We start from the raw sequence: 19,197 nt of genomic DNA on the forward strand, positions 1-19,197 counted from the left end.
TATACACCTCATTTGATAGCACTACTCTACATACTCCGTAAAATCTACGTTTTCCACAATCCAGCGCTTGCGTGGATCAACCTTGTCGCCCATCAATGTGGACACACGGCGTTCGGCCTTGGCTGCATCCTCAATCTGGACGCGCAGCAAGGTACGTGACTCGGGATTCATCGTTGTTTCCCATAACTGATCAGGGTTCATCTCCCCGAGTCCTTTATAGCGTTGAAGCTCAAAATTCCGTCCAAATTCCTTTAAGTAATTGTCAAGCTGCTCATCTGTCCAGGCATAACGTACCGTTTCGAGCTTACCTGACTTACGGGTTATTTTATACAATGGCGGTTGAGCGATAAATATGCGTCCCGCATCAATCAGCTCTTTCATATACCGATAAAAGAACGTCAGCAGCAACACTTGAATGTGCGCGCCGTCTGTATCCGCATCAGTCATAATGATGATTTTGGAATAATTGCTGTCTTCCAGCATAAACTCTGTTCCTACTCCCGCCCCGATTGCTGCTGTAATCGCGCGGTATTCATCATTTTTCATGACATCCGCCAGCTTGGATTTCTCCGGGTTCATCGGCTTGCCCTTCAATGGCAAAATAGCCTGAATTTTGGAATCCCGTCCCTGCTTCGCCGATCCTCCAGCCGAATCACCTTCCACGATAAACAACTCGTTTCGTGTAAAATCCTTGGACTGCGCAGGCGATAGCTTGCCGTTCAGATTCGAGCTTTCACTGCGTTTCTTGCCGGAACGCATTTCGTCACGAGCCTTACGTGCAGCTTCACGCGCTCTGGACGCCTGTACTGCCTTTTTGATTAACGTTTGCGCGACCTGCGGATTTTCCTCCAGAAAACGCTGCATCTGCTCCGATACAATTGCATCCACCGTACTGCGTGCGGAAGCGCTACCCAACTGATCCTTCGTCTGACCGACGAATTCAACCTCAGCCATCTTGACACTGATTACGGCCATCATTCCCTCGCGCAAATCATTGCCTTCCAGATTCTTATCCTTTTCCTTCAGCATTACCGTGCGTCGCGCATAGTCATTCATGACACGGGTATAAGCGGTTTTGAAGCCCGTTTCATGCGTACCCCCGCCGCGTGTCGGAATGGAGTTGACAAACGAAGCAATCGTTTCGGTATAACCTGAGTTGTACTGAATGGCAATTTCCACCTCAACGTCTTCCTTCTCTGCGTTGAAGTGAATGACGTCATGCAGCACGTCCTTGCCTTCATTCAGAAAAGCGACAAACTGACTTGCTCCGCCCTCATAAAAATATTCATCCGATTTCCCGCTGCGTTCATCTTTAAGCTGGATACGAAGACCTGAGTTCAGAAAAGCAATTTCCTGAAGACGCTCGGCCAGCGTATCGTAGTTGAAATGAATGCCTGCCTGGAATACGCGAATATCCGGTTTAAATGTAATTTTTGTGCCCGTCTTGTTAGTATTGCCCAGCACTTCAAGGCCTGTGGTCGGTTCCCCGACATGCTCCACGCCCTTCTTGTCCAGCCAATATTCAAACCGCTGACGGTGAATCTTGCCGTCCCGGTAAATTTCCACTTCAAGCCATTCCGAAAGAGCGTTCGTTACTGACGCGCCCACACCATGCAGACCCCCGGACTTTTTATATCCCGAACCGCCGAACTTACCTCCGGCATGCAAAATAGTAAATACAACCTGAGGTGTAGGAATTCCCGTTTTGTGCATTCCCGTAGGAATACCGCGTCCGTTGTCTGTTACTGTAACGGAACCGTCCTTATGCATTGTAATGTCAATGCGGGAGCAAAACTTGGCAAGATGCTCATCAACCGCGTTGTCCACAATTTCCCATACCAAATGATGTAGTCCCGAAGAACTGGTGCTCCCAATATACATGCCCGGCCGTTTGCGAACTGCCACAAGCCCTTCGAGCACTTGAATGTCGTCCACGCCATACTCCGAAGCTCCGTTCTGAGTGCCGGACGCTCCCGCAGACAAGTCGATTTTGTCGACCATTCATGCTCCCCCTTTGTCTAATCGTAACCGTGTTTTGCCTTATTCTTGATGATTTTCACCAAAAATGCAAACAGATGTTTTCTTTTACCTTGTCCATTTTAATTCAATATATCCCGTTTCGTAAAGACGGCGAATGAAACAATTAGCGCCGAAGCCCCCCAAATGCCCAATACAGCTAAAGAAAACGGCAAGGTCATCCCCTCAATCGGGGCGGGGCTTCCTGATAAATAATCGGTCAATTCGAGGTTAACCATAAATAAATATTTGGCGCTCTGCCAGGACGAGGCCATGTTCGTTAAAATCGTGCCCGAAATGAGCGCAGCCATCATCACCACAATGCTTGCCGCCGTACTACGTACCAGCACCGAAACCATAAAGGCAAGCGAAGCCACCACGAGGCTGACGAACCAGATCAACCCTGCCTGCAGCATAAGATAGTGCCATTGCGGAATCGCATGCACTGCCGACATATCCACCGTCGATCCAACAATTCGGAATCCCGTAAATACCGGAACATTAAAGCCGCGAAAGCCAAAAAACAAGCCCGATATAAGATAACTGATCACAAACACAGCCAAAATGATGAGCGAAACGAACATATACAGCGTTAGCAGCTTGCTCAGCAGCACCTTCCACCGCCTGACAGGACGGGTCAGCAGCATTTTTATGGTACCCGTCGTCCGTTCTCCTGAAACCAGATCAGAGGCAATCGCCATAATAAGCAATGGAACGAACAAATTAATGGAATTGTCCATAAACTCTCTGGTAAAGGTTACACCACTTGGCTCATTCGGGTTCACGTCATTTTCCAGATAATATTGCATTTGTTGAACAAATACTCGCCTGTAGGTCTTCCATTCCTCTGGAACCCGGTCGCTGCCCAGCGAATTTTGGTTATCCGTAATGGCCTGACGCAACTCCAGCCGCCAGTCATTGCCGAATTTTTCGCGGTTATTTTCCGCCACCTTCATCTGAGCGTACGTAAAAATCGGCACAAGCACAAGCAAAACAAGTAAAATGACATAAAATCGTTTCTTCTTGATGATTTTGAGTGTTTCATTTTGTACGAGCGGTATAATGTTATTCAAGAATCTCACCTTCCGTCATTTTCAGGAATAACTGCTCCAGTGTAGGGTTGATTTTGGTTACACCTTTAACGGAAATACCGGAAGCCGTCATTTGTACGACCAGCTCCGCGATATGCTCTTCGTCCATTTCTGTAAAAATTGCATCCGCTCCACTGCCTGCAACAATGCTGTCATCAATCAGTTCATCGGCGTTCGTAATGATTTGTACATACGGAGAGTCTTCCAACAGGGCAAGACCCTGATCATGGGGCTCCAGTTGCCATACAGCCATATGCGAATGCGTTTCAACCAATTCCCGCACCCCGCCAACAGCAAGCACCCTTCCCCGGCTAATAATCGCAACACGATCACACAACAACTGGATTTCACTAAGCAAGTGACTGGAAACAAATACAGCCATGCCCTCTGCCGCTAGCAGACGGATAAAAGCTCTCATTTCCTTGATCCCCTTGGGGTCCAATCCGTTTGTCGGTTCATCCAGAATGAGCAACTTGGGTCTGCCAAGCAATGCCTGAGCAATACCAAGTCGCTGGCGCATCCCGAGAGAATACGTACTTACCTTATCATGAATACGCCGATCCAGCCGCACCAACTCCACCACTTCTCGAATACGCTGTTCATCCACGCCAGGCTGCATCCGGGCAAAATGCTCTAAATTCTCCCACCCTGTCAGGTAACTGTACACCTCCGGATTTTCCACAATAGAACCGATATGCCGCAAAGCCTGCTCCGGATCACGGTTCACATTATGACCGCATACGGTAATGGTGCCCTCCGTAGGCTTGATCAGATCGACCAGCATACGGATCGTCGTTGTTTTTCCGGCCCCATTGGGACCGAGAAAGCCGAAAATTTCACCAGCACGTACGTCGAATGTTACATCATGAATGATCATCTTGCGTCCGATTCGCTTTTTGACGTGCTGAACAGAGAGAACCGTTTCGTTGTCGGTTCTGCTTCCGTGTGCACTGCTAACCTGGTTGTCGGAATGATAGCCGGATGCTCCATCCGTGGTTATCGAATCCTTTGCTACATCAATCTCGGTCTTGTCAGCAGATTGGATGCTCATCACTTGTTCCCTCCCTTCTTCACATCAGCGGGCTGACTGCTCGTAGACTGTTGTCCATCCCCTGTATTGTCGCCTTCTTTGGCCGCTGCTACCGCAAACCCTTGAGCGATACGCTCAGCAATTGCCTGATAGCCCTGTCCGTTAGGATGAAAATGATCAGAGGATAAATAAACCGGCAAATTTTGCTGAAATAAATCGAAGGTTGGAATTAGCGTCATATTACTGTTTTGATTGGTAATCGCCATAGCAGCCAGGTTCCATTCCGTCACAACGAGATTTCCCGGAATTTTCATTTCCGGCAGGTCACTGAATGGATTATATAGTCCAACGTATATAATTTTAGCCTTCGGATTGATTTTTCCGACTTTTATCAGCACTTTTTGCAAACGCTTGGCTGCATCAGGCAGAGCTTTGCGCAAGCCTATAAGCGTAGGTGGCTCTTTGCCAGTTTGGGCAGCTTGTGCCCCCTGAAACAAATCGTTCCCGCCAATGGACACAATAATAACGTTAGCCTTTTTCAACACATAGGCCACGCCAGGCTCATCCAGTTTGGTCAAAAGTCCTTGAGTCGTCAGCCCGTTAATGCCCAGATTGTTAATGAGCTGAGCCTTATGGCCTTCCTGATCATTTAACAAGGTCACCGACCGTCGTACAAAACCGCTGCCTGAGTCATCGCCGGTTCCTTTCGCCAGCGAATCTCCAATGGCTGCTACCCGAAATTCCCCCTTCTGAGTTGCAGCGGATGGAGCATTTTGTATCTGTGATGAACCCGTATTTACAGGTTTGGTGGTAACGAGTGGCTCGGGAGCCGTAATGCTTCGTACCGCGGCAATAAATCCGTACAATAATAGCAGTGTGGCGGCGATGGACACGGAACCGACAGACCGCCAGATCCATTTTGATGAATTCACTCGTGTTCCCTCCTGATAACTTGGTGAAATAAACATAAAGCTTCTCATATCATTTTGCAAATAAACCGTTCTGAGTGTTATGAAGCATACATGTCATAAGAAAGCAGAAAGTTATGCCCTTTAAAGTAAAATAAATGTGAACTTTTTGTGAATGTCAGTTGTTTTATAAAACTATGATTGCAATTTAAGAAGATTTAGAGCTATACTATTTTACAACATTTTTTTAAGTATGTTAAAAAGGATGGCATATCGCCATCCTTTTTATTACGCCTTTTGGGTTCGTAAAGCTCATTCTTTACCTCTGCATAGACGAAAAACTACTTGCTATCGGGTATAAAGCTTTTGATCCATTGTCCGAAGCTGCCCGGATTTCGGCTTTGTATCAATACCGTCCCCTCGCTGCGAAAACGGCATACAAGTGCTTCTCCGCTCGTTACACTGGACAACCAACCTTTGGACGCTTTTTCAATTTTGTAATCCATGTAGTCTGGCCATGCCACCAGATGAGCGTTATCAATAATACGCTCCTCTCCGGGTGCAACATAAATCGGATGAATGGCTCCGTAAGAGGACAAAAATACTGTTCCGCGACCGCTGATTTCAACGATAAAAAAACCTTCGCCCGAGAACAATCCTTTCATCAGATTCTGCATTTTAGTGCTGACCTCAATGCCCTCCGTACACGCCAAGAAGCCATCCTTTTGCACCAACAGTCTATACGTACCGTCCAATTCCACTGCTTGTACATCGCCTATACTTGCTGGAGCAAGCAGCACTTCAGCTGGCCCCCGAGATGCTCTCAGCTCCTGAAAAAAGAATTTCTCTCCGCTCAGCATCCGGCCTAAACCGCGCAATAATCCACCATCCACAGTCCCCTTTATATCCACGCTGGAAGACATGGAAACCATAGCTCCCATCTCCGCTTTAATCGTCTCTCCGGGGTTCATCTGTACCTTGAGCATAGCAAAAGCACCTTCATGCACAATTTCGTAGCTCATTCGTTCACCTGACTTTCCCATAAGTTATTAGTTATCAATATAGCTTGGTGTTATCATACTATACTTGCCGCATTTATGCCTGTTCTTGCATATAAGCAAAAGTGATAGATAAGCGCACCACTAGAGACGCAAACAACGTAAAAAGCCCGCTGAACGTGTCAGCAGGCCCTTGAATTTAGCGTTAGGTTATCAGTATAATGCCATAACATAATGACGTTTGAAACGCTTTTTATGATCGACTTTTAGTTACGTGTAAATTCCTGAACCCAATATCCATTATAGTAAGCTACACCGATTTGTGTATATTCTGCCTTCAAAATATTTTCACGGTGTCCCTGACTGTTCATCCAGGCTTTCATAACTTCTTGCGGCGTTTGTTGCCCCATCGCAATATTTTCACCCGCATACGTATAAGTTACGCCGAATTTCTTCATCATATCAAATGGTGAGCCGTAAGTCGGTGATGTATGATCAAAGTAATTATTAGTACTCATATCCTTCGCTTTAGCCAAAGCCACTTCGGTAAGCTTCGCATCGGAAGTCAGTGGCTTCAGACCATTTTTGCTGCGCTCGTTGTTTACCAGCTTTACAACCTCTGCCGCAAATTGAGACTTGCTGAGCTGTGCATCCGATCCTGCGGACTGACCTGCACCTGCATTGGTGTTCTGAGCTTGATTCTGCTGCTTGTTAGCAGACTGTGAAGCGTTTTGGTTCCCCTGTTTGGTTACTTGCTTGCCCGAAGAAGAATTCCCTGTTTGAGTTTTAGCCTTGTCCTGTCCGAAACAATCCGTAGTTACGTTCTTCGTTACTGTCGTCGTCCCATTGGACAATTGAACAGAGTATCCGCTATTTTGTAGCCACTGTTGTAGCTGCGCCGACAAATCGTCAGCCGGTGCTGCTGATGCCGGAACGATGAATCCTGCGGATAAAACGGCGCTTAAACTTCCCATCACCAGTGTTTTTTTCAACATATTCTTCATTTCGTCATCTCCTTGTTGTATTAATTTCTTGGTGTGTACATGTTCGCTCTGAACATGCGTGGTTACAACTTTGTAATCTTTACTCTAGCAGTATATCATGTTTCCTAGCAGGATCAATGGTGTAAAAGTTGGTAAAAAAATAGCCCCGCTCGGCAATAGCCTAGACGGGACTGATCTATGGGTAATGAGGCTCTGAATATAATCCGGGCTTGTACAGGACTATTATTTAAGCTTTTTGCTGAAACGGTAGCCTTGCTTTTCAAAGCCGATTCGGTTGTAGAATGCATGAGCCTCTATTTGTTTGATGCGGTTATTCGCTCCGGTAATGAACAAATGGAGACTTCCTTGCGCACGTCCCCACTCCTCACCACAGGCCACCAGGCGCTTGCCAATGCCCTCGCCGCGATACTCCTTGCTCACGACCAGCATGGTGATTTGTACGGCAGGATCAGGATAAGCCAGGCTTTGAGCCGTATGCATGCCGATTACGCCGACAACACGACCATCCATTTCTGCAACCATCATATTGGCTTGACAGTCCTCCTGCGTAGTTCCCATAACTTCTTTCATCACACCACAAGTCATCGGATATCCGACTTCTCTTAGCAGTCCTGTTACGGCTTCGCAATCGCCAAGCTCTACGGAACGAATTGTCAGTACTGGAATCATCACATTGTTAGACATGATTTACCTCCACTTTCAGCATATTGGCAGCTTCTTTGGCCGTCTTCCGTGCTGTTTCCACATCTCCCGCAGCGCTAAGCGCTACAGCCATCCGGCGTCCCGGCTTGGTTTCAGGCTTCCCGAACACTCGCACCTGTGTCCGGGGTAGCAATAATGCATCATGCAGACCACCGATTACAAAATCCCGTGTAGCTTGTTCTGCCTTCAAGGTAGCCGAAGCCCCAGGGGTTAGCAGTGTAACCGACGGTATCGGAAATCCGAGAATGGCCCGCACATGAAGCGCAAATTCCGACAAATCCTGCGTAATCATCGTTACCATTCCCGTATCATGCGGACGGGGGGATACTTCACTGAATACGACGCCATCAGCCGTTAAAAACAGCTCTACGCCAAACAATCCGTAACCACCCAGTTCATCCGTAATCGTACGGGCAATGTCCTCCGCGTCCGAAAGCTGCTTGTCCGTCATGCCATGAGGCTGCCAAGATTCGACATAATCCCCATCCTTTTGAATGTGGCCAATCGGTGGGCAAAAAGTCGTACCTGATACCGATCTGACAGTCAATAACGTAATTTCACTCTCAAACGGAACAAAAGCTTCAACAATCACACGTGTTGTTTTGGCACGTGCGCCTTCCAGCGCCGTATTCCAGCAGGATTCCGCATCTTCGGGTGTCCGGCATACAGACTGCCCTTTACCCGACGAACTCATCAAGGGCTTGACCACGCATGGCGTGCCCAGCTCATGAACCGCTGCCCGCAACTGCTCAAAATCATCTGCAAAGCGGTAGGCGGCGGTCGGAAGTTGCAACTTCTCGGCAGCAAGCCTGCGAATGCCCTCCCGGTCCATCGTAAGACGGGCGGCCCGGGCTGTTGGTACTACGTGAAATCCCTCTTGCTCCAATTCTTCCAAAGCACCCGTAGCAATAGCTTCGATTTCAGGTACAATTATGTCGGGCTTTTCCTTGCGAATCAGTGCCTTCAATGCCTCAGCATCCTGCATATCCAAACAATAAGAACGATGAGCCACCTGCATTGCTGGAGCCAGTTCATAGCGGTCTACAGCAATACATTCCACGCCAAGCCGCTGAGCTTCAATAATGACTTCTTTCCCCAATTCACCACTACCCAGCAGCAGCATCTTTTTAGCCCCGGCAGAAAAAGGAGCACCCCACATCTTGAACTCTTCCCCCTCTGAAGATATTGCTCTGATCTCTTTTCATCTTTATTTTCAGGGTTTAGCTCCAAGAATGCAATAGCGCTCCGCATTTAAATTTACAAAAATCGCGATTTTTTGATCTTTTTTTTACAAAAATCTGAACTGTGCTTCCACCAGCCCCCGATAAATTCCATGTTTTTTCATCAATTGTTCATGATTCCCACTTTCTTGGATCTGCCCATGATCCAGCACGACAATATGATCGGCATTCCGAATGGTGGACAAACGATGAGCAACCATGAAGGAGGTTCTGCCTTCCAACAGCACCTGAAGAGCCTCCTGAATTTTCAGCTCTGTTTCCGTATCTATACTGGCTGTGGCTTCATCCAATATGAGAATTCGTGGATTAGCCAGCAAGGCCCGGGCAAAAGATAGCAGCTGGCGCTGGCCCATGGACAGCATACCGCCCCGCTCCTCTACCTCTGTTTCATAGCCGCCCGGCAAATGAACGATGAATTCATGAGCATTGACTGCCTTCGCAGCCGCTTCAATCTCCTCATCCGTTGCATCCAGTCGACCGAATCGAATATTATCGCGAATCGTACCTGAAAAAATAAATGTGTCCTGAAGTACGATGCTAATTTGGCTACGCAAGCTCTCCACCGTTACGTCACGCACATCATGGCCGTCAATCGTAAGTCGCCCTGATGTAATGTCATAAAACCGGCTGAGCAGGTTAATGATTGTGCTTTTACCAGATCCGGTATGCCCGACAAGCGCAATGGATTGACCCGCCTTGACAGAGAGATTAATGCCTTTAAGCGCCTGACGTCCCTTTTCATATTCAAAAACAACTTCTTCAAAATGGATATCGCCGCGAATGGGCGGCAGGTCTTTGGCTCCCGGCTTATTCGCAATATTCGGCTGTTCATCCATAAACTCAAAAATTCTTTCCGACGAAGCCATCGCAACCAGCAACTGATTGTACATTTGGCCCAGTCGATTAATAGGGTCCCAAAAGTTCCCCACATAATTGGCAAATGCAACCAGCAGACCTACCGTAAGCTGATCCGTCTGAATCAGGTGTGCCCCGAACCAGAACAGCACAAGCGTACCCAAGCCTCCAGTAATATCAATGAGCGGGCCGAAGACCTGATTCATGGCCGATGCTTTATCCCAAGACCGTTTACTGGAGCTGTTCATGTTATCGAAATAAGCCATGTTTTCCTGCTCCTGTGTGTACGCCTGTGTCACACGGATACCCTGAATGGACTCATTCAGATGAGAGTTGATACGGGAGTTCTTCATGCGTACTTCCTGCCAGGCACGGCGAATGCGCACACGCAGCTTGGTAGAGATTAGAAACATGATCGGAACAGTCACGATAACCGCCAGACCAAGCTTCCAGTTAATCAGCAGTAAAATGACGATGATTCCAGTGAGCTGTACACAGTCAATCAGGACGTTCACCGCACCATTCGTAAATAGATCCTGAAGCGAATTGATGTCATTCGTAACACGTACCAATACAGATCCAGCCGGTCTTTTATCAAAAAAGTTGAAAGAAAGCTTCTGAATATGCTTGAACAGATCCTCACGCAGATCGTAAATGACACGTTGACCGATAATATTGGTGAATTTAATGCGGTACGTACTGGCTGCCCATTGAATTAAATATAGTAACAGCACTGCTCCGGTTATTAGCAGCAGTAATTTTACACTCGGCAGTGCAGGTCCTACGGGAGCAATCGCTTTGTCGATGGCCAGACTGATCAAATAGGGAACGGTCAGCTTGGTGATGGTACCAAGAATCATCATGACCAGTAGTATCGGCAGGATCTGCCGGGCGTAAGGCTTCATGTATGCGAGCAATCGTTTGAATTCGGACCAGTTAAATGGTTTGTCGATGATATCATCATCCTGGTACACAAATCGCTCATTCATTGGTTTTTGAAGCGTTTTGGCTTTTTCAGCGGGTATATTCATGGTCTCACCTGCCTTTCGGACACACCGTCAAGAGTCTGGGCTATGTAGTCGGCGTATTGAATATGATACACGTCCTGATAAGGGCCTGGAGTGGCAATGAGCTGTTCATGCGTTCCTCGCTGGGCTATCTGCCCTTCCTCCAGCACTACAATTTCATTAGCATGACGAAGTGAAGAAATACGGTGAGCAATAATAAAGGTCGTCCGTCCCCGCATAACCTCTTGAAAACCGGTCTGGATTTCATGCTCCGTCTCCATATCGACCGCGCTGGTCGCATCATCAAGCACCAGAATTTTCGGATTTTTGAGCAGTGCGCGCGCGATGGCAATCCGTTGTTTTTGCCCACCGGACAGCCCCAGTCCCCGCTCACCGACAACTGTGTCATACCCCAATGGCAGCTCGGTAATAAATTCATGTGCCTGAGCTAGCTTGGATACGCGTATAATGTCATCCATACTGACATGGCTTAGTCCGTAAGCAATGTTGTTACGGATGGAAGATGAGAACAGGAACGTCTCCTGGAACACGGAAGAAATTTGAGCACGTAAATCACGGATTTTCAAATGGCGTATATCTGTTCCATCCAGCTTAATGTTGCCTGCGTTCACATTGTAAGCTCGCATAAGCAGCTGAATAATGGTGGATTTACCTGATCCGGTTCCGCCCAAAATACCGATGACTGATCCTGGGGGTGCATCCAGGTTGATGTCAACGACAGCCGGCAGCTTATTCCCGTAAGCAAAAGTGACATGCTCAAATGTGACATGACCCTTCACCTCATCAGCATCAAGCGTCAAAGCATCAGCTTCATCAGTAACATCCACCGGTTGGTTCAATAGCTCCAAGACCCGTTCACCGGAAGCCTTGGACTGGGTATAGTTATTGATATGGAAGCCAATGTTCCAGATGGGGCCGATAATATACCAAATTAAGCTAAAAAAGGCGACAAGCTGACCCAGGGTCAGCGACTTTTCAATAACCAGATAGCCCCCCATACCCAGCAGAAGAACCACACTGACAGAAGCAATCAGTTCCATGGCGGGGAAGAAACGGCTCCACAGGGAAGCAGCTTGAATTTGGTTACTTTTGTACTGCTCATTTCGTACTGAAAATTTTTCAACCTCATATGATTCGCGGGCAAAAGATTTGACGGTGCGCACGCCTGTTATATTTTCTTGCACCGCTGTCGTCAAGGCACTGAGCGCAATCCGCATTTCCTGAAAGGTGGGATGAATTCGGGATTCGAACTTAAACGTGACGAAGAGCAGCAAAGGCATGCTGATCATCGTAATGAGGGTGAGCTGCCAGTTGATATACAGCATCATCATAGCTCCAAATACGACCATCATTACCACATTGAGGAGTTGGGCAAAACCAAACCCGATGAAGTTGCGAATCGCCTCCAGATCACCCGTCAAACGGGACATGAGATCCCCCGTTTTGGCAGTGTCATAATATCTGAAGGACAAAAATTGCAGTTTTTCATAACAAGCATTGCGGAGTCGGTACGCCAGATAGTTACCCAGCCGTCCACCAAAAAATCCGTGTAAAAATTGCATAAAGCCTTTGACGATCACTACTCCCAGCACAGTGAGAGCCAGCGCCGGTACTTTCCCGAAGTCACCGGGGATGATAGCGTTATCAATTAGCCTTTGGAGCAGGTTTGGATACACCAGCCCCAGGGCCGTCGCTATCGCAAGGCATAGAATGGAAAGAAACAGATAATGTCTCCTCTCACGAAAAAAGCCCTGCAATTGCCTGAGCACTTCCATGTCAATGTCCCTCCATTAGTTGCACGACGTTGTTGTATGGCTTAGTGAAGTTTACCATTCGCATTCCAAGGCGGCAAAGAGGATAACTGACTGTTTTCAGGCAAGTTCGCAATTGACGGGTGATTAGACAAATTAAATCGCTTTCTTATCATTGAATATGGCTAATTACTCGGTATTGCTGTCTTTTTGAAGCATGCGTAAAACACCGGGTTGTCCCACAACCCGGTGTCCTGATGAAAGATATGCTTGTGTATATATTAATATCTCTATGGATGGAATGCTTATTAGATGGCTGATTTCTCCAAGGCGGCGATCCGACTGGCGAGCTCTTCCCAAACCTGTGGCTGCTCACCACCCGTAAGCGCATGCTCCATACCACGAATCGTCTCCAGCATCTGCTCCCGAAGCTGAGCCGTCTGCCACGTTTGTTCCTCCTGCACCAGTGTAATGTAAAAAGAGGACATTCGTTCCCGCTGTTGCTCTACAGCTTCCCCGATTCGCTCACGCAGCACCAACTCCAGTCTGGTTTGCAGAACCGCACGGCCAGATCCTTCAAAAAATAGCTTTGGATTTTTAAAGCTATTCCAATATTCTTTCCAATGGACAGACTCCTGCAAGGAAATTTCAATCAGCTCGGGAACAGCCCATTCTCTGGGTTCAGGCATCGTGCAATCCAGTCCTTCCAACTGATGGTTCATGTCCTCTACGCACCGCTGTATAGCCTTGCGTACCAAGCTTTGTCCCGTTTTTTCCAGTCTCAGCGTGGTTGCCAGCAATTCCTGTGACAGTTCCAGTTCAATCAGGCGCATTAGCTCACGGCCACAGGATGCAAAGACTGAGCGAAGATCGCCCACGCCTTCGCGCAGAACAGACGGATGAAACGCCTCCGCCATAAACTCTCCAGTCCGATAAGCCAGCCGTTGACGTACGTGAAACAGCAATTCATCGGTTTCCCCAGACAACACAGTTGCACCACTGCTATCAGACAGGCTCAGTAGTGTTTGTTCCAGTCCCTCGCGGATATGGGTTAATCGCTCCAACCGCCCTTCGCGTTCCTCCACACTATATCTGGCATCTGCGGCGTGTTGCACTATCCGACTTCGCAGCCGCCCCAGCTCCTGCATGGCGGAAGCAATGGACAATCCGGCCAGCTCTTCGGCTGCAAATGCTGAAAAATCATCTTCAAACACATCAAAACGTGAAGCCGCACGCAGTGAAGCCTCTCCTTGCTCTGCTGCTTCCAGCGCCAGCATGCTAGACAATGGATAAATGCGTGGCTTACGAATTCCATTAGCATGTAGCTGCTCCTGCACATGTTGGGTCACGGATTGTAGCTCTTCTTCGGACGAAGCAAGGTCTGCTGCATTAACGATAAAAAAAGTCTGATCCAGCGCCAACGTCTCTTTCACCCGGCCCAATTGGTTCAAAAATTGACGGTCACCTTGAGTAAACGCGTGATTATAATACGTGACAAATACAAGAGCGTCCGCATGCTTCATATAATTGAAGGTCACACCTGTGTGACGCGCATTTACTGAATCCGCTCCAGGCGTATCCACAAGCACGATCCCCTGACGGGTCAGAGCGCAGTCATAATAAAGGTCAATATGCTCCACAAAGCATGACTTATGCTCAGACGCGACAAAATCCCGATATTGCTCCAGATTTACCTGAAGCTGCTGGCCCAGCAAACCTTCAGCTTCTTCCCATCCAGCGGCGGCAGCCTTCAAAAAGCTGTAATGGGGTCGCCCGGCAGGGTGAATGCCTTCCGGGGATAACGCATGTACGGCATCCTGCCATCCCTCTGCACCCGGTGCTCCCAGCCCTAACAGCCGAAACGAGTATTTAAGGTCTTCCCGCAAAGCGTCCACTGATTTCATATGGACGTCCGCGGTAGCATGGCGCTCCTTGCTTGCGGGCGCCATAATCCGGTTAATCGCCGCTGTCGTCGGATGCGGCGATACAGGCAACACAGCTTCGCCCAGCAAAGCGTTGGCGAAGCTGGACTTCCCGGCGCTGAACGCTCCGAACAGCGCCAGCGTGAACCGCCCGCCCTCCAGCGCAGCGGCGCGGGCGAGTAAATCCCGTACTGCCGCCTGCATGGCAGGGTACGGGCTCAACAACGCAGCGGCGGCCTCCAATCGGGACGCTGCTGCATCCAGCCGCGTGCGGCGGCCTCCGGCGGCGGGCTGTGCTGCCACCGTGCTTGCAAGCGGCTGCGCCGCTGCGGCGTGTGCTCCAGCGGCGGCAGTATGCGCAGCGTCCGCAGGTGCGGCCGAAGCCGCAGCGGTGCTTTCCGCGGCAGGTGCTGGTGCTGGCGCGGCCGGCCGGGGCAACGCATCAGGCGCGGCAGCTTGCGGAAGCAGGCTGCGCAGCGCGGTGGCGTGCGCAGCCGAGGCGCTTAGGCGGGCGCGGTAACGGCCTGCCGCGTCCGCCTGCGCCAGTAGCTCGGTGCGCGCGGACGCAAGAGCCGCGCGGCGTGCTTCGGCCTGCGCAGCTAGCTGCGCCAGCATACGGTCTGCCAGCGCCAGCGCCTTGCGGCGGCAATCTGCCGTGACGGCGCTGCGCAAATCCTTGCAATAGTTCAGCGTATACCCCGGCGACAACGCTGTTTCCTTCACCGTCTGCTCAATCAGTCTCCGATCCGTCACAGGACGAATTTCGTCCAACTCCTGCTCCAGCGCAGCCGACCACAAACCATGCCCATCACCCCAGGAACGCAGCAGCTCTCGCACATGAGGAAGCAACTGCCCCTCCACCTGATCAGCCAGCATACCAGTTAGTCGTTCCAAACGGTTTTCCTTCTCCCGCTCCGTCTTTCCACTGGCAAACCATAGCCCGGCCTTGAATCCCGGCTTGCGGCTCTCCAAATATTCGCCAGCTGCCTCACGCAGCTCCGCAGGTGTCAAATGGGCATGCTCCAGTACATGATCCAGCTCTTGCCGCAGCCGTTTATGCTCATGCTCTGCTAGCATATTCCAGTGTTTATCCTCTTGCTGTAAAACGTCCAGCTCCATATCCAGACGCGAAATTGCTTCCTCTCCGCCTGCCTCTTCCAGCAACGTGGTCAGTTCCTCTTCCTCGGCAGCCTGTACAGCCTCCACATGTTGATCCGCCAAATGGCGCATTGAGGAAACCAAACTGTACGACAATAGCTCTATTTTTCGCTCCAGCAGTGCTTTGATCAGCAACGGCAGCTCTTCCCATTGGTTCCAAGGATGGTTTTGCTCTTTCAAGGAGGTGAACAGTATATCCGTGTAATTAACCTGCCAAGCATGAAAGCTGGCCTCCACCTCACTACGATAATGTGTAAATGAAAGCTCTCGCTCTCGATGCTTATCTATTTGGTTAATAATCAAATATAACGGCTTGCCCCAATCCGACAGACTTTTGGCAAAGGACAAGTTATTTTCCGATTGAACATGGTTGTAATCCATCACATAAAAAACAATATCCGCCCAGTGTAAAGCAGAATGCGTCGCCAGCGCATGGCCGTGGTCCGTAGAATCGACGCCAGGTGTATCCAGCAGCACTCCTCCGCCAGCTAACATCGGGACATCCTCCCATACCTGAATCGATTCGTAAGCTCCGCCATTTTTACAATATTCAGCCAGCTCGGATAGAGAGGTTTCCAGTGCCTCCGACTCCGGGTTTTCAGATGTTTTAGCCGGGTGAATTAGTGCTCTCGAACGTCCGTAACGGATGGACACCACATTAGCACTCGTAGGAACCGGCCCGGATGGCAGCACCGTTTTGCCGCACAGACTGTTGATCAAGCTTGATTTCCCAGCTGAAAAATGCCCGCAAAATGCAATGGTCAGCTCCTCTGCATCCGCCTTCTCCAGCAAGTCAGCTACGGCTTTCGCTCCTCCCTCATCCCCGGCTGTGCGCAAAAAATTCCGTAGCTGTTCTATTGTATTCATTTCTTCCCGAGCATTCCCTGTAATCGTTTGCATCATAAGCTATAGTTCCACTCCTTGTCCCTTAGCTGCCTCAAATAGCTTTATTGTAGCATTACTTAGGCGCTGTGAGAATCATCACAATTAAAAAAGATGTTAAAAAAAGGCGCTCCCCGCCATGTACATGACTTTGGGAAACCGCCTTTTTATCAATAGTACCAATAAGCTTATCTCATTCTGTCCAAAACTGATCTTTACAGCAAAGCTTCAATATCCTCTTCCATATCCAGGGGATCTGTCGTCGCCTCAAAGGATTTGACCACTTTCCCGTTCCGATCAATCAGGAATTTTGTGAAATTCCATTTGATCGAAATCTTCAGCTAAGTATTCAGGATGAAGCTCATGAATTAAAGGAATAAGTATTTTGGCAACCGAATGCGTTTCATCAAAACCCTCAAAGGGCAACGACGAAGCAAGATATGTAAACAACGGGTGAGCCTGCTTATCACGTACATCCACCTTTTGGAACATGGGGAACGCAACACCATAATTCAGGGTACAAAATGTATGCACGCTGTCATTGGAATCCGGCTCCTGATCGGCAAACTGATTACACGAAAAGCCCAGAATCACCAAACCTCTATCCTTATAGTGATCGTACAAACCCGGATTGTGTACACCATGCGCCCCCAGGCTGGTTAGACCAGCCGAGCCGCCTACGGCGGAGCATGCAAGCATGTCCGCTAATTGAACTTAATTTGTTGCCGTCTCAAGCACTGGCAGCAAAATTTCGAATACTTGACCATGCTGCAAAATCGTAATTCCGCGGGATTTGTCCTTCATTACGACTACTTCCGGCTTTTGAGACATACGCTCCAGATAATGCTCAGGTACATCACCAGAATGGCTAACCGTGATTCCTTCAAGCTCGCGCTCTTCGTTTTCAGCAAACTCCGATGTTACGATTTGCTCAAAAATATCGGAAAAAGCCTCAAAATTGTCTGTATATACCGAAATGCATTTCATACTCTTCATCCTTTTCTACACTTAAATGGTTAAACCCTCGTAATCTCTGCAGGGTCTTTAAGCTCTACGTTCCTTATCTTTCCTGATCCGGGACGTTTTCATACGTTTCTTGCCTTCTCTGCATACATCGAGCAACGGACATACCTGACATTGAGGGTTTTGCGCTTTGCAGTGGTAGCGGCCGAAAAAAATGAGCCTGTGATGGGTCAAGGACCATTCGTCCCTAGGGACCCTTTTCATCAGCTTTTTTTCCACCTCTAGCACTGAATCGTCCCATCCCGCAAAGCCCAGTCGTTTGGAAACACGCTCTACATGCGTATCTACCGCAATGGCTGGTACATTAAAAGCGGTGGACACAACGACATTAGCTGTCTTGCGCCCAACACCGGGAAGCTTGACCAACTCATCATGCTCAGACGGTATTTCTCCCCCGTACTGGTCTATCAATAAACGGCACAGGTTATGAATATGCTTAGCCTTGTTCCGGTACAAGCCAATTCTGCGAATATCCTGCTCCAGTTCTTCAATGGGAACAGTCAAATAGTCCTCGGGTGTCTTGTATTTTTGAAACAGGTCTGCCGTTACTTTATTCACCATCTGATCGGAGCATTGAGCGGACAATAACACAGCAATCGTTAATTCAAAAGCATTGTCATGGTTCAACTCACAATGGGCATCCGGAAACATCGTACCGATGGTGTCCAATATATGACGTGCGGTTGCTGCATTCACGGAATCCTACCTCCTACCAAAAAAAACGTCTTGATACGGGATAGCCCGCATCAAGACGGTCACTCTAAATAATCATCCGGAAAGAAACGAATACTATTTGTGCATGACTGCCTGCATAGGCGAGAAATACACTCCTATATTAACATTAACTGTCACAGATTGCACGTGAAAAGTGTGTAATTCCCAAGAAATTTTCATACAGTCTGATCTGTTAACGGTTCATCGGATGATCCAGGTCTACATGTCCCATTAAGGATTCCAGGGATTGACCATCTACGAGCAAATCCAGCGTTTTGACTTCCTTGAACTGGAACATCGTTTTCTTCAGAGCGTCGATAGCCAATTCCTCACCGCCTGCACCCAGACGAGCCTCATCCGGCAGGGAAATATCAAACGTCAATGCTCCATTGTCCAATTTGATTTTATGCACAGAAATTTTCTCGGACCATAACGGTATCAGAGTAGAATGCCCACTCTTTTGCAGAGCTTCAAACGCCTTTTGGTATTTTTCCAGCTCGCTTGGGAAGGTAATTTCCTTTTTCTGTTCCTTCAAGCCTGTCTCTTGTGTATCGGTGTAGTACACCGTGATCTGTTGAGTTTGGCGGTCTCCTGATTTTACCGTATCCGTCTTGGTGTTTGTAGGCTCGGTTGACGAGGATGCAGGTGTCTGAGTCGCTCCATTATTTTCAGCAGACTGAGTCGATGAATCAGGGACTGTTTGTTCTGGCGTATTATTTTGCTCCGCAGACGTTTTCGTTTCCTGAGATGGAGCAGCAGGAGCGGCTGTCTGCTTGGAGGCGCAGCCTGCACCTGCAATAGCAAACAGCGCCAGCAGACCTGCGATTACGATTTTCTTGTTCATATGTCCCCCTCCTTGCTTGACGTTGGCAAG

14 protein-coding genes and 1 pseudogene are annotated in these 19,197 nt (G+C 48.7%); all 15 read right to left on the reverse strand.

What is annotated here, in order from left to right; translation table 11 throughout:
* Positions 1-21: 21 nt before the first annotated feature.
* The 15 genes and pseudogenes from parE to HPL003_RS22165 all read right to left on the reverse strand — a co-directional run bounded on the left by parE (position 22) and on the right by HPL003_RS22165 (position 19,167).
* Positions 22-2,001 (reverse strand): DNA topoisomerase IV subunit B, encoded by a 1,980-nt coding sequence (gene parE, locus HPL003_RS22095; protein ID WP_014281999.1) that lies wholly within the window; start codon positions 1,999-2,001, stop codon positions 22-24.
* A gap of 98 nt (positions 2,002-2,099) precedes the next feature.
* A complete protein-coding gene (locus tag HPL003_RS22100; protein ID WP_014282000.1) occupies positions 2,100-3,089 on the reverse strand; it encodes an ABC transporter permease in 990 nt (329 codons plus the stop codon).
* Positions 3,082-4,158, reverse strand: coding sequence for an ABC transporter ATP-binding protein (locus tag HPL003_RS22105; RefSeq protein WP_014282001.1), 1,077 nt, complete (start codon positions 4,156-4,158; stop codon positions 3,082-3,084). Before HPL003_RS22105 ends, HPL003_RS22100 begins: the two co-directional genes overlap by 8 nt.
* The gene (locus tag HPL003_RS22110; RefSeq protein WP_043922487.1) at positions 4,158-5,105 is read right to left on the reverse strand and encodes a GDSL-type esterase/lipase family protein; all 948 of its coding nucleotides are present in this window, start codon (positions 5,103-5,105) and stop codon (positions 4,158-4,160) included. The genes HPL003_RS22105 and HPL003_RS22110 overlap by 1 nt, the downstream gene beginning before the upstream one ends.
* A gap of 281 nt (positions 5,106-5,386) precedes the next feature.
* A complete protein-coding gene (locus HPL003_RS22115; RefSeq protein ID WP_014282003.1) occupies positions 5,387-6,067 on the reverse strand; it encodes a TIGR00266 family protein in 681 nt (226 codons plus the stop codon).
* Between the two features lie 242 nt (positions 6,068-6,309).
* Positions 6,310-7,047, reverse strand: a complete 738-nt coding sequence (locus tag HPL003_RS22120) for a CAP domain-containing protein (RefSeq protein WP_014282004.1) — start codon at positions 7,045-7,047, stop codon at positions 6,310-6,312.
* Between the two features lie 222 nt (positions 7,048-7,269).
* Positions 7,270-7,731, reverse strand: coding sequence for a GNAT family N-acetyltransferase (locus HPL003_RS22125; protein WP_014282005.1), 462 nt, complete (start codon positions 7,729-7,731; stop codon positions 7,270-7,272).
* A complete protein-coding gene (purT, locus tag HPL003_RS22130; protein ID WP_014282006.1) occupies positions 7,724-8,908 on the reverse strand; it encodes a formate-dependent phosphoribosylglycinamide formyltransferase in 1,185 nt (394 codons plus the stop codon). The genes HPL003_RS22125 and purT overlap by 8 nt, the downstream gene beginning before the upstream one ends.
* Positions 8,909-9,037: 129 nt before the next feature.
* On the reverse strand, positions 9,038-10,876 hold the full coding sequence (locus HPL003_RS22135) for an ABC transporter ATP-binding protein (RefSeq protein WP_014282007.1): 1,839 nt from the start codon (positions 10,874-10,876) through the stop codon (positions 9,038-9,040).
* Positions 10,873-12,648: an ABC transporter ATP-binding protein gene (locus HPL003_RS22140; RefSeq protein ID WP_014282008.1), complete on the reverse strand. Its 1,776-nt coding sequence runs from the start codon at positions 12,646-12,648 to the stop codon at positions 10,873-10,875. The genes HPL003_RS22135 and HPL003_RS22140 overlap by 4 nt, the downstream gene beginning before the upstream one ends.
* A gap of 284 nt (positions 12,649-12,932) precedes the next feature.
* A complete protein-coding gene (locus HPL003_RS22145; protein WP_014282009.1) occupies positions 12,933-16,607 on the reverse strand; it encodes a dynamin family protein in 3,675 nt (1,224 codons plus the stop codon).
* Positions 16,608-16,801: 194 nt separating this feature from the next.
* Positions 16,802-17,210, reverse strand: a pseudogene (locus tag HPL003_RS22150) (glutathione peroxidase); the annotation flags it as partial.
* A 90-nt stretch (positions 17,211-17,300) separates the two neighbouring features.
* The gene (locus tag HPL003_RS22155) at positions 17,301-17,573 is read right to left on the reverse strand and encodes a hypothetical protein (RefSeq protein WP_014282011.1); all 273 of its coding nucleotides are present in this window, start codon (positions 17,571-17,573) and stop codon (positions 17,301-17,303) included.
* Positions 17,574-17,630: 57 nt separating this feature from the next.
* Positions 17,631-18,305 (reverse strand): endonuclease III, encoded by a 675-nt coding sequence (gene nth / locus HPL003_RS22160; protein ID WP_014282012.1) that lies wholly within the window; start codon positions 18,303-18,305, stop codon positions 17,631-17,633.
* A 211-nt stretch (positions 18,306-18,516) separates the two neighbouring features.
* The gene (locus tag HPL003_RS22165; protein WP_014282013.1) at positions 18,517-19,167 is read right to left on the reverse strand and encodes a GerMN domain-containing protein; all 651 of its coding nucleotides are present in this window, start codon (positions 19,165-19,167) and stop codon (positions 18,517-18,519) included.
* Positions 19,168-19,197: the final 30 nt, after the last annotated feature.

The organism is Paenibacillus terrae HPL-003 (assembly GCF_000235585.1).
Lineage (GTDB): Bacteria > Bacillota > Bacilli > Paenibacillales > Paenibacillaceae > Paenibacillus > Paenibacillus terrae_B.